Source organism: Enterococcus ureilyticus, assembly GCF_001730315.1.
Taxonomy (GTDB): domain Bacteria; phylum Bacillota; class Bacilli; order Lactobacillales; family Enterococcaceae; genus Enterococcus_L; species Enterococcus_L ureilyticus.
The window spans coordinates 14,449-36,682 of sequence record NZ_MIKC01000040.1; the positions used below are offsets into that span (position 1 = coordinate 14,449).

The window sequence follows — 22,234 nt, forward strand, 5'->3', positions numbered from 1 at the left end:
AAACAAGATAAATAAATCGTTATTTTATGTGATAGAATAAAAGAACTGGAGACAGTAAATAAAAAAAGAAAGAGGTATGAAAAACATGGTTAAACTTAAAAATGTTGCTGGACTTTTATTCGTTGGTTTATCAGTAGGTTTACTAGCAGTAGCAGGAGGGCAAAAAGCATCTGCTGCGGAACTGTTAACAGCCAACACTGATTTGAAAGGTTACGATGCAACCGTAACTACAAAAGCGGATGGAACAAATGTATTGACAACAAAAAAAGGGGAATTTTTGCTAAACGAGAATTCTTCATTGTATAGTTCAAAAATCATTACGATTACGTTGAATAATACAAAACCTGTTAATATGGGCGCAATTCAAGCTAAAAGAACCTTGGAATTCCGTGGAAACGGTGAATTGAACGTCAATACAACAGAAGAGATTGGGATTAACGTAGGAGATCATTTGAAAGCCTTCAAATTTACAAAATATGGGAAAGGTCACGTAACCGCAACTGCTGCCGGAACGGGTGTCTTTGTTCATAATGAAATTCAAATGGATGGCGGAACAGTTGAAGGTTTCGGTACTAATTATGGTGTTTATAGTGAAAATGATATTAAACCTTACAATGATGCTGTATTAAAAGGAACAAGTAGTGAAGGTACAGGAATTTACGCTTACCGTGATATCTATGCATGGAAAGGTGCAACGGTTGTAGGGGAAGGAAAAGTTTCTGGTGCCCGTTCAATCATTGCACATATCCAAGCTGAAGATGCTGGCAGTTCGATAACTGGTATTTCTACTGATATCAACAGCTCCTTGTCTGCCTTACATGCAGATAAACAAATGCTGCGTGCATACTCAGGTGCAGTTGTGCGTGAAGAATACAGAAAACCAACATTTGAAATTACAGATGATGTACCGATAGTTGTTACAGACTTTACGAGTGTTGCCCGCAATATGAGCAATATGAAGAACTATACGTGGGTTTCAGAACCTGACAATGTATTTTTAAACGAACAAGGCGGATTACTAGGTGATGTAGCGAAAGGAACACCTAAAAATCTTAAAATTATTGGCTCACGTCAAGAAAGCAAACTAAATAAAAATGAAGTTAGTCAAATTAAAACAAACGGAAAACATGAAGTGATTTTTTCAGAAACGCCGACTAAATTTACCCTACCAGTAACAACAAAACATTGGGTATTAGATCAGGCTACAAATGAATATAAATTATATGAAGAAGTAGTTTACGATATCGAAGTTGGCGACACATTTAAAGTAAAAGACCATCTATATGATTTTAGCTTCACAGAATGGGATCTGATAAAAATAGATCGCGAAGATTTTGAAGTATTAAAAAATGGGAATGAATATGAAGTAAACTACTACTATGATGTAGATATGTAGAAAAAATCAGAATGATTAGATTCGCAAAAGCGTAAAAAAATCTGATGTTTAAAAGAATAAGCAAAAAAAGCCGACACGTTTTTACGAATTGTAAAAGCGTGTCGGCTTTTTTGCTAAAAACAACTTATGGGACAGTTGATAAGGTCCAAAGCAACTGACTAGAATAAGAATCAATAGTTTTTGTTGTTGCTTCAGGAATCAACAAGTCTATACTAGGAACATTTGTTGTCGGCTCGTTAAAGTGAAACCGCCATCTTCCGCCGCCTTCACCAGCTTTGGCTGTAAGAACATTTTGAACAGAGCCGATGCCTTTTTCATCAAACGTCAAAGTGAAATTTGAATTTATAATAGAGGGAATTTTTGTTTGATCCGTTTTCTCTTCCGCATGAATAGCCGAAATAGACAATAGAGCACCGTCTAAAAGGATATTATTAGCTGTTTTGAACTGCTGGCTTTGCTGGACCTGTAAAACCCAATCACCAGGGATTGTTCTAGTATCCGTGATTTGAACATAGTGGGTAGCATCAAGCGGTTTTTCAGCAGTAACAAGCATGTCATCCTTTGAAATAGGGTGCGTGCCGAAGTGGATCGGCGAGACAAAATCTAGCGATAATTTGCCTTCTTTGGTGTATATATAAGTAACGGATTGTTCCTCAACAGTAAATCGTCCAGTGTTATTTTCAGGTGTCTCTTTTAATGTGTAGTCTTCAATTTGTTTCGGGGATGTTGTATAAGCAGTGCCGATTGTTCCGCTTAAAACATCTGGTGTATGGATAGGGTCATTTTGCTCATCGACGTAGTTGACGGTGACTGTACCAACTAATGCTTCAGGTGTTTCGTATAAGTTTAATCCTGTATCTGTTACTAAAAAGTATTGTGTGGGTCCGCTGAAAGCCTCATATTTTTTGCCTTCAACAAATGCAGTCAACGCCTTTGTAACATATTGTTGGCTATCTAGATCTAAAGAAATCGCTTCTTTATTGATTCTGGCATGCGTTATTTCTATCATATCCCCTGTTTCCAAAGCGATATTTTGATCATTAATCATCTTGGTAAAGGCATTGGCTCGAGTATTATTCTTTACTTCGATCATTGTAGGTGGTTTTTCTTGGTTCGCATAAGTTACTTTAATCGTGATCAAAGGCGTTGTTGAAGGATCTGATCCGTTCATGGTATAAGGATCAGCCCCTTGCGCAATGAGTTTTTTCTTTTCTTTATCAAAGGTCAACATTGTACCGTAGCCTCCGTGTCTTGGAAGAACGATGGTATCCTCAAAGTGATAGTTGAATGGAGCTAGATAGTTACCAACAGAACCAAATAAACTGTTTTGAGCAGTGAGTGATACGGTCTGATTAAGGTAACTGGATAACGATTGACCTTGTTTAACACTTTCTGTAGGAAGTGTTGTTCCAAAAGAAAAGGTCAGATCACCAGTGACTGGGTTGTCATAACTAGCAATAAAATCTTGTGGAATCAATGTTTTGGCGATGGGAAAGTCAGTCGGTTTCCACTGGATGACAGGCGCGAAATCAAGCTCTTTCCAGCCATTAGGCGTAATAATGTAATAATACGTATCTTTATTTGTAGTAACTTTTTTGCCGTTGATGTAGCGAGACACACGTTTAGAGGATTCTCGATGATAGATTTCTACAATATCATTTTCAGCTACTTTAAAGGTATTGATTTTACTTGCAAAATGGACACCTGTATCACGACCATATCCTTCAGCGTAGAGCTTTTTTTCTTTCATTTTTGCGCTATAAACTGTTACTTTGGGGTAGATATTATTGGGTATATTTTGCAAAATTTGTTTTTGGTTTCCGATAGCCACAAGTTCTTTTGTACTAGGGTCATAATCTAAGGCAGCATAAGAGCCATTTTGACCAGCCATGACGTAAGTATTGTTTGGCATGATTTGTGTTGGAACACTAAATCTATTTTTGATCATCCGTTCATTTTCAAAATAGGCATATCCGTCTTGGATACCAAAATTTGTTGGATCAGCAATATCACTTTTTAGATAGCGAACAGGAGATGTGATTGGTTCTGAACGAAGATTAGAAAAGTATGATTCTAAAGAAAAACGATTCATCTCTTCAAAAGGGATCCTGATCGAAGCTGTTGCATCAGTTAAATCTGCATAAGGTAACGTATAAGTACTCTCCGAAATACGATAAGTGCCATCTTGTTCTTCTTGTTCTGTTGCCAAGATATCTTTCCAAATTTCTTTTTCTAGAGGTGGTAACTGAAGAGCTGACAATGTTTGTTTCGTCTCTTCAGTTACCGCAAAATGCCAAAAATCAAAATAGGGAGTCAAATCTCGATTAGCTATTTTTGAAGCCATAATAATGAAAAATTGCTTTTTCTCTTCGTTAGTACTTGGTAAATCAACTGCAGGCGTTGCGCGATAAAGCTTATTCAATTCAGGGTAAAAATCGTAGCCGAATGTTCTAGGTAAAGTAACGTACATCCCTAACGCAGCAAAATAAAAATCCGTTGGGTATTTGGCAATCTCTGCTTCCATAGTCCAGGAAGAATCATTTTGGATATTGGTAAAATAACGAGCGACTTTTGCTCTGTAATTATTATGTTTATTATTTGGACTCATGATTGCATCGTAAGGACTATTATTACCAGTAAGGTGAGATTGGACATAGTCCGAATAAATGTTAACCGTCACTTCACTCATATTATCCCAAGTATAAAATGGATTTTGATAAGAGTGCCCAATTTCATGAAACAACCCCCAGTTTGTCATATTTTCTCCAGAATTAAAGACCTCTCTATCTCCTGTTGTAGCACTATGCATCCCCAAATGGAAATCTGTACAATAAAATTTTCCGATACCATCTGAAGGATTAGCGATATGAATCCGCTGTGGTGCTTTTTTCGTAATGCCAAGACCATTGAAATCAAGACCTGCTGCATCATTTTCAAGACGAATCGCTTGGGACACATAATTCATGAAGCGATCGACTTGCTCATCTTTTAGAAAAATATCTTTAGCCCGATCCATCCTGATGGTAGCAATCGTATCTTCGTTCACGAATTCCATAAAAGGGACATCACTAAACTGCTCTAATGAAGCTTTAAAATCTTCAACAGAAGTTTTGCCTTGGATAAAATAAGGAACATTGATGTTTTTAGATAAGCTGATCTGGACTGTTTGCGTGGTGGAGGAATTAACGAGATAAACCATTCCACCGGTTAAAGAATTGGTAAAGCGATTCTCTCCTTGTTGTAGCTTGACTTTTCCGGAATTGAACTGAAGCTTCCCGTCAGTAAGTCCGGTAACGTTGGTATAATTTCCCCATTGCCCAACATGTAATTCTAAATTTTCGGGTATTTCTTCCACATAAATGATGATTTCTTCATCTTTTGGTAAAAAAATACCTGTGGATTCAAAAGAGGTGTGGGCATTTCGACGTTGCTCTTTGCCTTGCTCCGTTTTTGCATCTCCTCTAGGAATGATCGTCATTTTCAATAAATCTGCTGACTCAGCGTAAATGCTCCGCGGGGAAAACGCTATGTTGAGAAGGATGGTTAAAACGAATAGACAAAATAAGTGTGATATTTTAACTTTCAATTAAATAAGTCTCCTTATCGTTCGATGGAAGTTTATTTTTACAGCGAACGCTAATATGTATTTATTTGCAACAATACATTATATAGTTTTTGAAAAAAAAGTTCTTTCAATTAAATTTCTACAGGAAGAAGAAAAAGAAAAAGAGAATAAAAGAGATATTTGGAGGACAAAATGATAGAGAGAAAGTTGATTTTTTCATGTAATATACTTTTAGAAATTATTTATTTAGTAAATTTAGAACAAGATTGACAAGCTAGAAAGTATAATTAAGTCTCTTGTTCATAAAGGGAATATAACTTTTTTTAAAAAAATAAGAATAAAATTTTTCTTAAAAATAGTGATCTTCTAAAGATGTGATAGCATTGAAGAAAACCGTTAATATTGAATTTCAATGAGTTTATAACAGAAAAATATTAATTTTCAGAATGTGTGATTCTTTTTTTTTGTCGAAAAAAGAGACTTAACTACGTAAGCAAAAAAAGAAAAATATTATATTATTAGTAAATGTTATTTCAAAAACTTCTTAACGAGAGGAAGAAAAGGAAAAAAAGAAAAATGAGAAACAGTTATGATAATAACGATGTCGAAAAGTTGGAAAAAGAAATCAAATCGATAAAAAGAAGGTGAATAAATGTGCGTATTTTTTTGGATGATGTTTATGATAGACGCATAAATGTTTTAAGCTATGTAGATAATCAAAGAAAAGAAGTGAGTTTAGCAGAAATAGGGAAGGCGACAAAGCTTTCAAAAAAGACTGTTTCAATGATTATTAAACAGTTTGAACAGGAACTAGATGTTTCAAAAGAACAATTTGAAGTTTATTATACCAATCAGACGATACAAGGTGTGCATGCAAATAATTTAGATATAGTAAGTATTAGTAATAAACATTTAAAACAATCTATATTGTATAAAATGATCAAACATCTTTTTTTGATGGACAGAATCGATGCGATTACTTTTTGCGATATAGAATTTATAAGTCCTGCGACATTCTCTCGTCATCGAAGAAGACTGCAGAAAATATTGAGTCGATGTGAGCTGAGCTTAACTCGAACCAATGAGATAGAAGGCGATGAGTTAAGAATTAGGAATTTCTTTTTTCTCTTTTTTTCGAATGCTTTAAATAGTTGGACGTTTGATACAGATAGTTATGAGGAGATTGATGATTATTTAAGTAGCAATATCAAAGAGTGGGATAAAATAGACAGTGTTAAAAAGAATAAATTTTGTTTATTAATTTACATTTGTAATGTCCGCTTTAGTCATAAAAAAAGTATAGAGAAAAGTATCCTATCCAAGCTGTCAGCACAATTTCAAGAGGGGCTTTATACAAACTTGTTTTTTGACTATTTTCATTTACATAAGAATAGAACAGAGCAACAATCTTGGGATGAAACGAGTGCTGTATTATTTTTGCTGTATAAAGAACGCTTATCACATGAAGAGTCATTTGAAATTGAGGAATACCCCAAATTTTTTAATGAAACGAATTTTAGCTTTATAAAATACAGTAATCTATTAACTGATAAAATAATCACTACTTTTTTTCGAGAGACAACGAGTTCATCGATTTATTGGGAAATAAGAAAAGAAATAGATATGATGCACTTACTATTTGAGACCAGCTTTATTGATCCTAGAATTTTTTATTATATTTACGATGAAAAAAGTTATTATCATGCGGATACAGCGGAACAAAAAATTCAACTGGGCGTTCAAAATCTTATGTGTGAGTTGATCGATCAGACGGAATATGGTCTGTTTTTTAAAGAAATCAAAAAATCTATCAATCGAGAAACATTGACAGATTACGTCTATTTAGTAGTCTATACCATTTTAACGAAATTCCTGCAAATGGACTTTCCGAAAGTTAAGATTTTGATACAAAATTCTAAGGTATTCGTAGAACCCATTTTACGCCAAAAAATTAATCTCATTTTTAGTGACAGAGTTGAATTTGTAGAAAATCAAAGTGCTTCTCCCGACGTTATTGTGACCGATGTTCAGCTACAGCAAATAGAGCCAAAAGCGAAAGTGATTTTTATCTCTTCTTTTTCAAACAGTTTCGATTTTTCTCTACTGTTAGAAGAAATAGAAGAAAAAATTTTGATGTTTTACTATGAAAGAACACTAGTGGTGAACAGCAAGTAAGCTACGATTGCTTCAATTGAGGATTATGAAGAGCATAAATTTTGCCGCTGACAAATAGAATCAAAGCCTTCCAAGTTTCGGGATCATGAGAATGCTCAAAATGAAAGCTACATACATTTGTTTGCTCCAATTCATAAGAATCAGAAATAATGATATCCGCCTTATCAGCATCAAAAGTAAAACCTAATGTCGAATCGCCAAAAATAATCAATAAGTTATTCTTGATAAAATCATAAATAAAGTTATTAGGCGAATGTTGAATAAAAATCAATAGCTTAGCCTCTTTTTCAGCACTTTTCAAAATGGAATGAAAAAATTTTGCCATTAAAGAGATAAAACCAGGCTTCATATATTTTTTCAATAAAGGTTCGCTAACCATCGCTTCTTTTACGAATGATCGATAAGAATCTTCATTTGGAGCAAACCATTTGGCTTTAGATTCAACAGAGTCATTTACCAAAAATCGTCTAAAATCTATGCCGATATAGCGAATATATAACAAGTTTATGATCAATAAATAATAATTTTTAAGATAATTATCGCTTGTGAGCTTTACATTATAAGCCAATAATAGCTTATTTAAAATTTTTGTAGTTAACAAAGCGATGGGTAGTTCAGAGTTGATAAAATGTTGCGCAATTCTCTTTTTTTCTTCGTCAGAATCAATATTAGCGACAAGGAATCTCGATAAAAAACCAAAGAAATAAGCTTCGCTTTTCACATCGATGGAATCTAAATCGACATGATCTAACTCAGAAAATAAAAGAGTAGGCGATTCTTGCTCAAAAAAGCGAAGATAGTCCATAAATTCACCAGAAAGGGTCAGGCTCTCTTTTCTATAGAGCATACGCCAAAATGTTGCGTTTTGAAAATATCGGATTCTATTTTTTTGTGAAAAAGATAGTCGTTCATCATCAACGACTATGGGCATTGTCTGATAAGCACTCGGTGTTTTTTCAAAGGGCCATTCCAATCCTTTAAATATAATCCAAAACAAAATAAAACCTAAGACACGAATATTTTTCTCTTCCCCAATTATGTTGGTTTGATAAAGTGTGGGTGCAAAAGAAATCTTCAAATGAAATGGAGACAAAAGGTTTTTTAGTTGTTTTAAATTTGAATAAACGTGAGACGGGCTTAAAGATAAATCTTGAGCTAAAGACTCAACGGAAACATAGTGTCTTTTTAACAGAGCAGCCAGAATCGAGAACCGTTGCGAATGCTTGATATAGTAGAGTCTCATGGAATCAATCACATAGCTAAACGTTAAAGAATCAGCTAAATTAATCATATAAAGAAGTTTTATTTTTCTTATTTTTACTTGTTGATATGGAAACACATGGTTTAGGTCGTCATTGAGCTTTTGTTTATAACGATAAAAGGTCTTGCTAGAAATAGTAAACTTTTTCATCATATCCTTAGTGGACACACCATTTGGGGCATAGAGAAGTTCTTTTAATAATTCGAAGCGAAGTGTTTCATTTTTTTTCATAAAAAGAGATTCCATTCTAAACACTCCTTACTTGTATGTAGCATTGCTTAAATACATAGATATAATAGCATAAAGTCTTTAAGGAAGCTTGTAGAGATGATTAGAAAATTAAATAAATTTCAATTATTTCTTAACCCTCTGCCTGTATTGAAAACAATATAAAACGAAATGATTTATCATAACAAATAGATAAATAAAAAATAAAAAAAATAGAGAATAGTTAACTAAATTGAAAAGGAGCGAATATTTTAAATGCATAACATAGGGATACTTTATCTAAACGAATCAACAGATAATGTGATTAACCATGAATTTTTAAGCCAAAAATATAACATAATCGAACTAACAGAAGATAGTAAGCCAGTCGATGAATTACACGCAGTCATTATTCGAGAGGAAGAAACGTCAGATTTAAGTACTATTTGTGACCTAATATTGAAGATTAGAAAACAATCGCAGTGTTATATATGGGTTTCTACTGTAACAGAAAGTTCGGTAGGGAAATTAGTTTATTTACAATTAGGTGCCGATCAAGTATTTGAAGCGAACAGAGAAATAAAAGAGATCGGTTTGATTATCGACAATGCCTTATGCAGAATCGGACAGGAAAATCGACCGAATCAATCAATTGAAGAGATTTCAGAAAACAAAAGCATGTTCCAACTGAACTCTAGTAATATCAGTGTTGTGATAGACGGCGGAAACGAAGTTGTCTTGACTAAGCTTGAATATAAAATCGCGGAGCTACTATTAAAGACCCCAAATACAGCGGTCGACTACGAAACGATTTATCAACAAATCTGGAATGATGACTCATTAGAAAACAAACGCTACCGTGTGGCTAATGTTGTTTATCACTTAAGAAGAAAAGTTGAAACAAACATTAAAAAGCCGAAATTTATTAAGACTGTTCGCTCAAGAGGATATATGTTGAATATTTAACGAATAGCTCTTGCAGCACAATAGAAATAAAATAATAAGTATTTTTATTTGTTTCATACTATAACCGAGAAAATACCTGAACGGACACTTTATTAGGGTCAGTTCATACATAGAAGAATTTTTGCAATCAAAAAGAATGAATTTCAAATAATTCCACACCTTGTGATGATGTTGAAAGAACAGATTAGTGGAATAAGATATCATTATATTTATAGTTTTAACTATTTATTTATAAAAAACATCATTTTAATTAAATTAATTTCTTTTATTATCTATTAATATAAAATGTATTTTTCGGGAATTTAAGTTAAGAGCCGATTTACTATGATTTGAAATGAGCCTAATTTAAGTAGTGAAAGGTAAAATAATCGCGTTTTTTGATAGTGAATGCAAGAACTATCTTTCGCTTACTTCCTTAAGTGCTGAAAAAGATGAAAGAAACATAAAAAGAAATAATATATAATTACGCTTGTTGGTTTTAAAAAATGATGTAAATAAATATGGGGATAGTATTATATTGTTTTCTTCTTTATTAACTTATAAAGTTGAAATAAAAAAATGTAATTCATTTTTTTATTAAATTGAAAAAGATGAATTATGGAAAGAAAGGAGGAGAAACAATGAAAAAAAGAAATGTTGGAATAGCGGGTTCAATATTTTCCCTGTTATTGGTATCTGGGATTGTTTATTGGAGTGGGAGTAGTATAAAAGCCGAAAACGTTGATGCAAATGAATCAGAGCAAGTATCGAAAACAACAGCTCCGAGAAGTATAACAAGAGATCATCAATCAGAAGAATTTCTTGCGAATCCAGAAGAGGAAGGCTGGCAACGAATACAGACCATTGAACATGCATCCATACCGCTGGATGGTGGAAAATCATTTAATTTTGGTATAGGTGGTTATGATCCAAATTCAATAATTGCTAACGTGCCTTCTCAAGCAGTTGTTGGGAAAGATGTCAATCTACGTGGAGATAAGCTGTTTCCAATGACACCAAATATCTATTTAAAATCCGGATCTACCTACGTACCTGCTATAGCGAATTCAGATTCATATCCAAGAAGTCGGCTTTTAAGCTGGAGTTATGATCCTGGTAATGGTAAACAGACGCTGTCAACTTCCGACATGCGAGTAGACGAGATTGGAACTAATTGGAATAAGCCGCCTACTGGTGTAGATGGACGTTATTATAAAAAAGTAATGAAAAATGGTATGACTGCTTATATGTATCGTTATTATACAATAACTAAAAATATACCTAAAAGTACTGGTGGCAGTATGGATAAGAATCCTTATGGTGTGGAAAATGATATTCAATTAGCGACGACAATGATCATGACAGGACAAAGAAATGGCTCGGTCAAAGTTGATTACTTTATCCAGAATTTACCATATTTGAGAACTGAAAATCCAGATTATGATTCTACTCTAGAAACGACTCCGAACAGAATTGATGGATTCTTACCAAGTAACGACCCTAATACAAAAGTTTTAAATGATTTTACACTTAATGGACAGTTTATACCTGCAATAGGCACTAAGAACAATGCTCCTTTGAGATTGATAGGAGATCAGGCTGGATCATATACTGAGTGGCCTACTGTAGCTACTGGTAAAACGAGAATTAATTATTATCTGGGTTTACCGAATGGACCAGATAATTGGACTGGCGGGAATACTACGACTTTTTATGGCACCACCAAGGGGAACCCTTTTGCCTTTTCTGATAGGTATGGGACTGGCTTTGAAGCAATACCAGGAGGTGCTGGAGAAGCAGGAGAAGCAGGGACATACCTATATAAAGATACTACTTCAGGTGGTATTTATATTTATCCTGCAGTACTCTTTAAAAATCAGCCCAAAACATTTAAACCTGGAGACATCGAAGGGTATAGTTTCCAATACGGGATGAGTATTGTTTCTGACGCTCCAACTCTCTATTTGGATGAAGATGAATACAATATAACCGATCAAAAACCGACCGCCAAAGTATCTGGTGTTTGGTATGATGGCTCTAATTTGAATACAACGCTTTACTACTCAATCGACGGTGGACCGGAACAAATATATGAGCCGGCTGGCTACACATCCAGTGCTCAATTAGGAAATGAAATGCCGTTTGAATTAGAGATTCCTAACCTGAATAAAGACGAGCATACGATTACTATCTATGCCCAAAACAGCGAGGAAAAGCCAAAAAAATCATCGACTCAAACTGCTAAAATTGTCTATGTAGCAGGAGAACCAAAGTTAACAGTAGATAAAAAGAATGGCGGTGTAGGACAAGACTTTACTGTATCAGGAAGTGTCATCAATAAGATTGCTGCAGAGCCTGATCGCGAACTTCATTATAATCCTACTAATATCTACATCAAGAAAACAGATGCACCAGATAGTAGCTACAAGCTTGCGACAACGATTGATGCTAATTCAGTAGATAGTAAATTTTCTTATACGATTCCAGCTTCTGAAATACCATTAGTTGCAAATGCCGATTATCGCTTTTCAATTCGGGCAATCAATAAATACGATATGATTTCAAACGTTGAAGATATCCGTTTGGCAGTCAATCATGCAAAACCGACATTTGAGTTAGCAAGCGATATTATTCAGATTTTGGATAATACAAAACCATCTTATACATTAGAGTTGGCGAAATTAAAACACACAGGAGACTCTTACCCACTATTTATTCAATATAAAGTGGATGGTGAGGCGAACTGGACTAAATTAGATAAAGTGATCGGTGCAACTGATCCAAGTAAACCGATGATTGAAACCGCTAATGCGACTTTTGAAATCCCAGCAGAAAAACTTCCTTTTGAAACTGCACACACTTTAACGGTTACAATTGTTGATAATTTTGGTGTGGAAGCGGATGTTCAAAATGTCGAGTTTATTAAGCCAGGAAAACCAGCGTTAGTCTTAGATAACAAGAATGGTCCTTCACTAGGTGAAACGCAAACCGTAAAAGGAACGATCACAACCGAATATTTCCCAGCAAAACTTCAATATAAGATCGTGAAAAATGGAGAAGTTGGTGCAGTTTACAAGGAACTTTCAGAAAACGATGTGGTCATTGATCAAACGAGTGGAAAATTTAGCTTTACATTAGATAAAGGGTTGTTTCCAGTTGGTGCCAGTTACGAAATTTTCGTAAAAGGAATGGATAAATATAACCAAGAAACAGAAGAAGTAAGTTATCGTCTAACCGAAGTCGTTCATTTTAAAGTTAAGTTTGTCAATGCAATAGGAGCTACGATTCATCCAGATATTACAATTGACCGAGAACTAAATGACACGATTGACTTATCGTTAGAGCAAGCAGTGCAAGACACACTGATGAAGCTTAAAGAAGAATACACATTTGATGAGTCTTCTTTACCAAAGGGCGAGGTAGCTGTAGATAGTTCTACCGCTTCTTGGGAATATAAGTTTACAGGACGTTTAGTCTACCTATCGTCTCCAGAATCATTTGATTTCAAGTTGAATATAGCCTCTTATAAAAAAATAAGAGTAGACGATCCAGAAGTTATTGGTCTACCACTAGTTGTCTCAGATACTAGAGAAAGTATGCCTGGTTGGTCATTAAGCGTGAAGCTGACAGAAGAATTGTTAAATCAGGATGGTAAGACTATCCTTAAAAATGCTATTCGTTATAAGAACGGTAAAACAGAAACGATTTTAAATAATCAGGGATATCAGATCGTTTCTCACTTAGATTCTGGAAAGTACGATGTAAGCAAGGAATGGAGTGCTGATGGGAACGGACTTAAGCTAGAAATTGCACCTGGTGCAGTGAATGCTTTAGGGAAGTACCATGGAGAGATTCTATTTGAGTTGAGTGAGACGCCATGATGAGAAGGAAGGATGATAAAAAGATGAAACGAAATCGTTATAGTAAGGTTATCTTTTCCTTAATTGTCATGGGTGCTTTTTTCTGGAGCGGTTCTCTTACTGTATTGGCTGAAAGTGTTCAAACAAATGGAGATATCGTCATTCGTGAGAATCTAACAGAACCATCGACAGAGCCGACAACCGAACCGACAAAGCCAACAGCGTCTTCAGAACCACCTGTAGTGAAAAAGCCGATAGGACGTTTACCTTCAACGGGTGAATTAGTGACGATAAGCTTATCAATCAGCGGTATTCTTTTGGTTGTAGGAATATTCTTATACAGAATGTTCAATAAAAAGAAATCAAAGAATACACAAGGGAAGGGGCTATAAAACAGTGAAAAAGAAGGTAAGAATGAATCTTGTTTTATCAATACTCCTATTGAGTAATACCCTTGGACTGCTGTCTGGAACTGCTGTCTACGCTGAAGGACTTTCTCCAGGTATGGAGGTTGGTTTTTCTGGCCGAGAGGATGAGGGGGATGGCATTAAAGATCCCGAAAATCCGGATCTAACGGTAGAACCTGGTGAGTCCAATACGGCTTCAAAAGAAAGATTACGGATTGACTTCGCACCGAAATTATCATTTAGCACTGGAGAGGTAACGGATAACGATAGTGACTACATCGTTAAAGCTCAGTTGTTTAAAGATGAACAAATTTCAGCAAGAGGAAACTTCATTCAAGTATCAGATTACCGTACTAATCCTACTGGGTGGTTGTTACAGCTACGTCAAGAAAAACAATTTACCCATACAGAAAAGGCTGGAAGTACTTTAGACGGAGCCGTCCTTTCTTTTGATAAGTCATGGACGAATTCAAAGAAAAGCGCTGAATATTCGCCACATGTTTCCAAAGAAATTATCCGTTTAACTAATGTTGGTGAAACATACAACATAGCAGAAGCTGATCTTGGTAATGGTGGCGGTACGTGGTCGATTGTATTCGGAGCGTCTGACCAAAATAAAAATGAAAAAGATCCCACTCTTGTACCAATGGTGGATGATAATGGGAAGCCCGTTATGGATCCGTCACTTGGCAAGCAACTATATACAAACAGTGCAGTAAAATTGTCTATCCCGGGGGCAACTAAAAAAGAACCAGGAACTTACACTACGGTGCTAACTTGGATTATTTCCGAGCTACCATAAATAAAAAATATTTTTAGGAGGAAACACAAATGAAATTAACACACAAATTATGCGGAGCAGCTTTATTAGCTATCGTTGGAGTATCAGTTGCTTTGCCAACAGTAACAAAAGCGGATGTAGCGGATGGTAAATTACCACCAGCAGGAATGGATATCCAATTTACAAAAAATGAGGGACCAGGAGACACTACAATTACTACAACAAATCCAGAGGGTAGTGATGTAGTACTTACATCAGGACTAGTAACAACAGATGCAGGAACTTTTGGAATGAGAGCCGGTACACCATTAAACTTTGGTAAAGCTAATTCTTCAGCATCAGGTTCTGGTCGTCACTTCTTTGCACAAAACTTTGTTGGAAATGCTGGAGCAAAAGATGAAATTATAACTGAAAATTTCGTTGATTTTATTGATGATCGTTCAACAGCAGACCACAAATATGTAATCACTGCTGAAATTACAAAACAACTTTCTACAACATTTGAAGGTGCTGAAAGAACACTTACAGGTGCAGAACTAAACTATTTGAATGGTAGTATTCAATCTCAAACAGATCCAACAAACGCATTAGCTCCAACGGCTGCTGTATCTACAGAGGCTGTTAAATTTGGCGAACCAACAGACATTCTTGTGAATGCTGATGCAGCTAAAGGTCGCGGGATTTACCGTATGTCATTTGGTAAAAAAGGCGCTGGTGATGTAACTGACTCTGAAAAATCAGTTAAATTGAACATTAAAGATGATTCAGAATTGTTTGAAGATACAGCTTATAAAGGTGAAATCACTTGGAAAATGGCTGTTTTACCATAAGCAAATTAACTTGTGAGCATATTTTAAAATAATTGAAATCAAAGATAAGAGTAGAACTACTCTTATCTTTGTTCTTGATGAAGGGTAGAGAAAAAAATGAAAAAGATTAAACATATTATTTTTAGTACACTTATCTTATACATACTGGGCATGACTGCCTATGCTCAAGTCACATATGCAAATGAAGACACGGGGAACTTTAACTATAAAGTGATTAGACCTGAAAACCAGAATGGATATGCTAATTATTTTGATTTAAACATGAACCCGAATCAAAACCAAACTGTACAAATTGAGCTTACAAATATTACAGATAAGGATCTTGAAATAGGAATCTCTTTGAATGGAGCAAAAACAAATTCAAATGGTGTATTAGAATTTGGACCATCTAAATTAGAAAAGGATGCTTCGTTAAAATATGAATTTAAGGACATTGTAAAAGGTCCTGAAAAAGTAAATATTCCGCCAAAAGGTACGGTTCCGTTAAATTTAGATATTGCGATGCCTGCTGAAAGTTATGATGGTATTATCACAGGTGGTGTTCAGATGCAAGTAATTCCGTCGGAAGAGACAAAGAAAAAAGAAGAAAAAGAGCAGCAAATCGTCAATCGTTATGCCTTTGTTGTAGGAATAGTCTTGAGAGAAACAGATACACCTGTGCAACCAGAGGTGAAATTTAATAAGTTTTATGCAGGTTTAACTAATTATCGTAATGCTGTGTATGCAAATTTCTCGAATGTTGAATCAGAGTTTCTAAATAATATGAGTATTGACCTTCAGGTAACGAAAAAAGGCTCCGATGAAGTGCTATATGATACAACAAAAACAGATATGCGTATGGCGCCTAATTCAATGATAAATTTCCCAGTAGAAATGAATGGGGAAAGAATGGAAGCAGGCGACTACACTGGTCATATTTTAGTGAAAAGCAATGATAAAAAATGGGAATGGTCGGATGATTTTACGATTACCCAAAAAGAAGCAGATAAATACAATGCTCAAGATGTTACCTTGGTTCAAGAACGCGGAGTTGATTGGAAATTGATTGCTTTGATTGTTGGTGGTGTCTTTATTATTGCAATTATTGTTTTTGTGATAATCCGAGTTGTGAAAAAGAAACAAAAGCAGAAAAAGAAGAAGAAAAAGAAGAAATAACGTAAATCTTAGAGGTAAAATAATGATTTCAGTAATTAAAGGAGGAGCAGTGCAGTGAGCATTTTAGATTGGGCATTTATTGCATTACTATCGTGTGCTATCCTCTTTTTCATTTTCAGCCTATTATCCTTAGTTTTTGCAATTCAAGCAAAAAGAAAATATACCACTTTAAAAAGAAAAAAAATGAAAGATAAACGCAAACGGAAAAAGCTGAAAAAATTAATCAGTCGAACACAAAAATCGACGAAAAAGCATTTTCGAAGAGCAGCAGTTCTATTTTTATCAGTTCTTATTATGGTAGGAGCAGCATCTTATTCAAGGTATTATCAACAGACGACCCTAGAAAAAGAGGACGCTAACGCTATTGTTCAAAGCTATTTTTTAATAGATGAAGTAGGTAAGCAATTAACAGGTGCTGAAAATGGGGCAAGTGCAGAGTCAATTGAAGAAAGAATCAAAGAAGTGAGTTCTCTTTTAGTAACATATGGAAATAAAAAAGCTTATGCTGGATTGGCTGTTGACCGTCAAAAAACATTGAATAGATATTATACTAAAATCAGGGAATTAGGTGCCAATCTTAGTAATATCGATAAAGAAAAAGTATCGAATATAGAATATATTCAAACTTATCAAAAGACCGTTAAACAATTGCAGACAACTCAAAAAACAATATTCAAATTGTTTGCTGTAAATGAAGTTGCATTAAAACAGAAAAAATAGTAGTTTTCCAGAGGTGATGACATGACCCGGGAAAATAGAAATATTAAAGCTAGACCAAAATCGCCAAATTCTTCGGTAAAGGTGAAATCTACAAAGGATAAGAGGCGGAAGCAAGTCAATAGAAAGCAACAGGAGAAAAATCCTCAGTTGCCCAATAAGAAAAAGCGATTAGCGCACAAAAAGAAAAAGCTTCAAAAAAAAATGAAACAATTGTTTCAAGAGCTAGGTTTAACGATTTTGATTACCTTCTTTTTGTTGATAATAATACAGCAGCTAACATTTTCTTTGACAAAAATAGAAGGTTATTCCATGTTAAACACTTTAATGGATAATGATCGTGTACTTGTAAATAAATTGAGTAAGGTGAAACGTTTTGACTTGGTTTATTATCGTGATACAAAAAGTAATGAGATGGCGGTTAGAAGAATCATAGGGCTTCCGAAAGAGCAGTTTTACTATAGGGAAGATCAATTGTTTGTAGAAGACAAGAGAGTTCCTGAGCGTTTTTTAGTCGAAATAATGAAGACTAGCCGCAATGATAAAAAAAATAGTACTTTTACTAAGGATTTTGGATTACAAGAAGTAACTGGAGATCAACGGATTCCAGAAGGAAAATATTTTGTATTAGGTGATAATCGACCTTACGCCTCAGATAGCCGAGAATTAGGCTACATAGATGAAAAAGATATTGTCGGAGTAGTAAAAATGAGAGTGATGCCTTTCCATCAAATACAATCTTTTTAGATACGAGGAAATGAAAAATGATCAAACGAAGGAAGTTGGAAAAAATTTTTTCTATAGTAGATAAAAAAAAAAATAGTGTATTTCTGATTTTAATCTTAATCTGTATGCTATTTTTAGTCTTATTTAGGACACATCTGGTGAATGGTGTATCAATGTTTCCCACATTAGAAGATGGAGATAAGATTTTTGTGAGAAAAGGTAAAATGCCAAAAAGGTTAGATATCATTACGCTTAAACCAGGAGATAATCCACAAGAATCATATGTAAAACGAGTAATAGGGATGCCTGGAGATTCTTTAGTGTTAAATGGAAACTCTTTGCGTATTAGTTATTTAAATAATGATTATAGAAAGCATGAAGAGATAACAGTGACAGATGGCGTGGCTATGATTTTAGAAAAACAACACCAAATTCCGGAAGACAAATACTTTGTATTAGGGGATAACAGAAATCATTCGAACGATAGCCGAAGTTTTGGACTTATAAATAGGGAGCAAATTGAAGGGGTTGTATGCTGGAGATATTATCCGCTAGATAGAGTAGGTTCTATGAAATAGTTTATTTAGTTGAAGGATAACGGAAAGTAGAGGTTCTATGAAAAAGATAACGATGTTCTTAAAAGAAAATGTTTTTACATTAGCACTAAGTATTATTTTGCCTGTAGGAATTATTGGCGTTGCCTATTATCAACAGGGGATTTATTTTGGTAGTGAGACAACGCTATTAGCGAGTGATGCATTTGCTCAATTCTCCAATTTCTATGCGAGTTTTAACAATATGCTACAAGGAAAACAAAGTATTTTTTATACTTGGAACGGATCATTAGGATTAAATTACTGGTCATTAGCGGCCTACTATTTAAATGGTTTATTTACACCAATTGTAGGATTATTTCATAATAGTCAAATTCCTGATGCAATGTATTGTATTACATTACTAAAATTTGGAGCAATGGGTGGTACTTTCTGGATTTATAGCAATCAAACATTCAAACTCTCTAAGTGGATAACCGTGGGATTGAGTGTTTGTTTTGCGTTAATGTCATATACTGTTTCTTATTCTCCAATGATTATGTGGTTAGATGCTATGGTTTATTTACCATTAATTATTTTAGGAATTAATCGATTGATGGATCAAAGAAAAATTGGATTACTATTTGTTAGTTATTTACTTTTATTTTTATCCAATTTCTATATGGCATTTATGGTGGGAATCTTTTCTTTTCTATACTATAGTGCCCGTTTCTTAATTGAGTGGCAACGCTACAAAAAGAGTCTAATACTGTATTTATCTGTCTCTTTTCTTGCGGGCGGTGCCTCTATGGTTACCATTTTGCCTACTATTTTTGATTTGATGAGTAATGGTGAAAGCTTGACCCAAATTACTCAATTATTAACACCTGATACAGGACTATGGGATATTATAATAAAAAATATGAATGGCGTATATGACACTTCTAAGTATGAAGCTGCTCCTTTTGTTTATGTAGGTCTATTACCATTACTTTTCTGTACGTTTTATTTTCTAACAAAAAAAATTCCATTGAAAAACAAGCTGATAAATGGGTTTATTGGGCTGTTTTTAATGATTAGTATCTATATTCAACCGTTGAATCTGTTTTGGCATGGACTTCATTCACCAAATATGTTTCTATTCCGGTTTAGTTTTTTATTATCATTTTTTGTATTGATGCTTGCAGGTTTTGGACTGGAAAAATTTGAAAAAGAAGATCTGCATACATTGATAAATGCAGGAATAGCATTGATTATTCTATTTATTGTAGCAGTCGTAGCATCTAATAAGAAGCGCTATAGTTATATTAATGGAGAATCTCTTATATATACAATCCTGTTCCTGCTTTTATACATGATTGTATTTATAGCTTTAAAGAAAAATAAAAAAAATCAATTAATGCTTTATGTTGGAATCCTTTTGATTATTACCTGTGAACTTTTTCTCAATACGGGGAAAATACTGGAAGGTGTACGCAATGATTGGAATTATCCAAAGCGTGAACTATATAGTCAATATTATCAGGATATTTCTAGTCTTGTTGATCAGATGCAAAAGGAGAATGATCTGTTTTATAGAATGGCTAATTTAAATCCTGTTTCTCAAAATGAGAGTTTTAACTATGGCTATAGTGGTGTTACCATGTTTTCTTCAATTCGTAATCGAAATTCAGCAAGCTATTTAAATGATTTAGGCTTCCGTTCGACAGGTTCAAACTTGTATATTGATTATCAAAACAATACATTGTTGATGGATACTCTGTTAGGAATTAAATACAACCTATCGAAAGATAATCCGATGAAATATGGCTTTAAAAAAGAACGAAGTCAAGGGGCATATACATTATATAAAAACAGCAATACGTTACCACTTGCAATAAGAACGAGTAAAGAAATATACAAATCAGGACAAAATAAGAGTCAGGAAGATTTATTGAATTATTTAGCAGGTACAAACGAAAAGCTCTTTTACTTTAAGCAACCAAAAGAGGTCAACACAGAAAATCTAATTACTGAATATGATGGAGACGTTGTGTATTATTCAGAAGAAAGACCGGCAAGTGACAAAAGTATTACTTGGAGTTTAGAAGTACCAGCACATTCTCAAGCTTATATTAGTCTATTAGCTGAAGACAGTAGCATGATGAGAGATGCTGTGGTAGATGTTGAAGTAAACGGTGTTGTTCGAACAGCAGACATGCCGAGAGCTGGTCAATACTTCAATGTCGGTTACTATGAGGAATCAACGAATGTGACGATAAAAGCAAGTTTTAGAGGAGTGCCAGTTGTAAAGTTAATTCGACCGGATGGACTGATTTTAGATACAAAGGCTTTTGATAAATTAATGGAGCCCTTAAAAGAAAAGGGCGCCGATTTTAAGGTTGAGGGTAGAAAAGCATTCGGTTCTTTTGAAGTGAGCATGAAAGAAGAAACACTTCTAACAACAATTCCATACGACAAAGGATGGAAAGCATACATTGATGGTAAAGAAACGAAGATTAACTCCTTTAATAAGGCATTTTTGGCAATAGAGGTTCCAAAAGGTAAGCACAAGGTGGAATTTATTTTCCTACCTCAAGGATTTAGGATTGGCTCCTGTCTCTTTGTCTTTTGTATCAGCGTATTTTTAGTACTTTATTGGAGAGAATATAAGATATTGAAAGCCAAAATGAAGGATGAGAGGACTATAAAATGAAAAAAAAGATTAGTATGTTTTTTTTACCTATTTTCTGTTTCATTCTATTGATAGGATGTTCGGAAAAGCTGTCTGGGGAAAAAACAACAGTTGAAGGACAAGAAATAACCTATCAGTTTCAACTCCCTGCGAAATGGGAGAAGGTTGATTCTTTTCAAGAAAAATTCAATAAAAAAGCTGTTTTTGGAGCAGAAGACACAAGAAGTAATTCAAGCATGTTTATTATGATCTACTTAAAATCAACAGTTGATTTAAAAGATTTTCCATCAAAAACAAGACTAGAGTTACAAAAGCGCTACGGCTATAAAGAGTTAGATGGCGTATATATGAAAGAATATGAAATAAATAAGCATAAAGCTATTAAATACACACTAAATACTACTTTTCAGGAGAAAGATGTCTGGGCTCATTTTTACTACTTAGAAACAGAACATGGATTTGTAGAATTAATCTTTTATTCAGCAAATGATGGAGATTATAAAGAAAGGTCCATAATCATTGATGAGAGTGTTGAGACATTAGTTGAGGTTAAAAGTAAGGGAAGCAATGACAGCACTAACAGTACCGAACTAGAAAAGTCTAATGGAGATACTGTAGAAGTGAAAAACGCTAACCTTACGTTTACTATTGATGGTGTGATGACTTTATTAGAGGATGAAAAAAGCAAAAAATTAGTGCTACACTACCAATTAACTAATTTGGGAAATGATAATGTGATACCGAAGGAAATTCAGTCATATATTATTGCTGAGCAAAAAGGGATAAAACTTACACCAGAAAAAATAGCTGATGGCAATCAAGATCTTGATTTAAGAGAACTAGCATTAGCTAGTGACAGAACGGTAACTAAAGGAGAAACGATGGAAGGTATCTGGGTATACTCTTTGCAAGATACAAGCGATGTTGTTTTAACCTTTAATCAGGACCAATTTAAAGATGAAAAGCCACAAACGATTTATCTGCCTAAATGACACATAAATA

General features: G+C 34.3%; 15 protein-coding genes. 13 read left to right on the plus strand and 2 right to left on the minus strand.

The genetic code is table 11. The annotated features are described in order from the left end of the window. Positions 1-85: 85 nt before the first annotated feature. On the plus strand, positions 86-1,396 hold the full coding sequence (locus BCR24_RS13740) for a carbohydrate-binding domain-containing protein (RefSeq protein WP_069641088.1): 1,311 nt from the start codon (positions 86-88) through the stop codon (positions 1,394-1,396). 124 nt (positions 1,397-1,520) lie between these two features. Here the strand turns inward: BCR24_RS13740 and BCR24_RS13745 are convergent, their stop codons facing one another. Further along, on the minus strand, positions 1,521-4,982 hold the full coding sequence (locus tag BCR24_RS13745; RefSeq protein ID WP_141707063.1) for a M60 family metallopeptidase: 3,462 nt from the start codon (positions 4,980-4,982) through the stop codon (positions 1,521-1,523). Between the two features lie 633 nt (positions 4,983-5,615). On the opposite strand from BCR24_RS13745, the gene BCR24_RS13750 reads away from it, so the two are divergent. After that, entirely contained in the window at positions 5,616-7,136 is a 1,521-nt protein-coding gene (locus tag BCR24_RS13750) for a helix-turn-helix domain-containing protein (protein WP_069641090.1), read from the plus strand. 1 nt (position 7,137) lies between these two features. Here the strand turns inward: BCR24_RS13750 and BCR24_RS13755 are convergent, their stop codons facing one another. After that, positions 7,138-8,643, minus strand: a complete 1,506-nt coding sequence (locus BCR24_RS13755) for a helix-turn-helix domain-containing protein (RefSeq protein ID WP_239574006.1) — start codon at positions 8,641-8,643, stop codon at positions 7,138-7,140. Positions 8,644-8,880: 237 nt separating this feature from the next. Between BCR24_RS13755 and BCR24_RS13760 the strand changes: the two genes are divergently transcribed. From BCR24_RS13760 to BCR24_RS13810, 11 genes are all read left to right on the plus strand, one after another. After that, a complete protein-coding gene (locus BCR24_RS13760) occupies positions 8,881-9,570 on the plus strand; it encodes a DNA-binding response regulator (protein WP_069641091.1) in 690 nt (229 codons plus the stop codon). Between the two features lie 620 nt (positions 9,571-10,190). After that, the gene (locus BCR24_RS13765; protein WP_069641092.1) at positions 10,191-13,430 is read left to right on the plus strand and encodes a hypothetical protein; all 3,240 of its coding nucleotides are present in this window, start codon (positions 10,191-10,193) and stop codon (positions 13,428-13,430) included. A gap of 23 nt (positions 13,431-13,453) precedes the next feature. After that, entirely contained in the window at positions 13,454-13,801 is a 348-nt protein-coding gene (locus BCR24_RS13770; protein ID WP_069641093.1) for an LPXTG cell wall anchor domain-containing protein, read from the plus strand. A gap of 4 nt (positions 13,802-13,805) precedes the next feature. After that, on the plus strand, positions 13,806-14,618 hold the full coding sequence (locus tag BCR24_RS13775; RefSeq protein ID WP_240604467.1) for a WxL domain-containing protein: 813 nt from the start codon (positions 13,806-13,808) through the stop codon (positions 14,616-14,618). 29 nt (positions 14,619-14,647) lie between these two features. Beyond that, on the plus strand, positions 14,648-15,427 hold the full coding sequence (locus tag BCR24_RS13780; RefSeq protein ID WP_069641095.1) for a WxL domain-containing protein: 780 nt from the start codon (positions 14,648-14,650) through the stop codon (positions 15,425-15,427). A 96-nt stretch (positions 15,428-15,523) separates the two neighbouring features. Then, a complete protein-coding gene (locus BCR24_RS13785; protein ID WP_069641096.1) occupies positions 15,524-16,582 on the plus strand; it encodes a WxLIP family cell surface protein in 1,059 nt (352 codons plus the stop codon). Positions 16,583-16,636: 54 nt separating this feature from the next. Further along, a complete protein-coding gene (locus BCR24_RS13790) occupies positions 16,637-17,302 on the plus strand; it encodes a hypothetical protein (protein ID WP_069641097.1) in 666 nt (221 codons plus the stop codon). A gap of 21 nt (positions 17,303-17,323) precedes the next feature. Further along, positions 17,324-18,046: a signal peptidase I gene (gene lepB, locus BCR24_RS13795; RefSeq protein ID WP_083244419.1), complete on the plus strand. Its 723-nt coding sequence runs from the start codon at positions 17,324-17,326 to the stop codon at positions 18,044-18,046. Positions 18,047-18,063: 17 nt separating this feature from the next. Continuing rightward, on the plus strand, positions 18,064-18,603 hold the full coding sequence (gene lepB, locus BCR24_RS13800) for a signal peptidase I (RefSeq protein WP_069641098.1): 540 nt from the start codon (positions 18,064-18,066) through the stop codon (positions 18,601-18,603). Between the two features lie 37 nt (positions 18,604-18,640). Continuing rightward, the gene (locus BCR24_RS13805; RefSeq protein WP_069641099.1) at positions 18,641-21,253 is read left to right on the plus strand and encodes a YfhO family protein; all 2,613 of its coding nucleotides are present in this window, start codon (positions 18,641-18,643) and stop codon (positions 21,251-21,253) included. Next, positions 21,250-22,224 carry a DUF5067 domain-containing protein gene (locus BCR24_RS13810; RefSeq protein ID WP_069641100.1) on the plus strand — a complete coding sequence of 325 codons (975 nt, stop codon included), beginning with the start codon at positions 21,250-21,252 and terminating at the stop codon, positions 22,222-22,224. Before BCR24_RS13805 ends, BCR24_RS13810 begins: the two co-directional genes overlap by 4 nt. Positions 22,225-22,234: the final 10 nt, after the last annotated feature.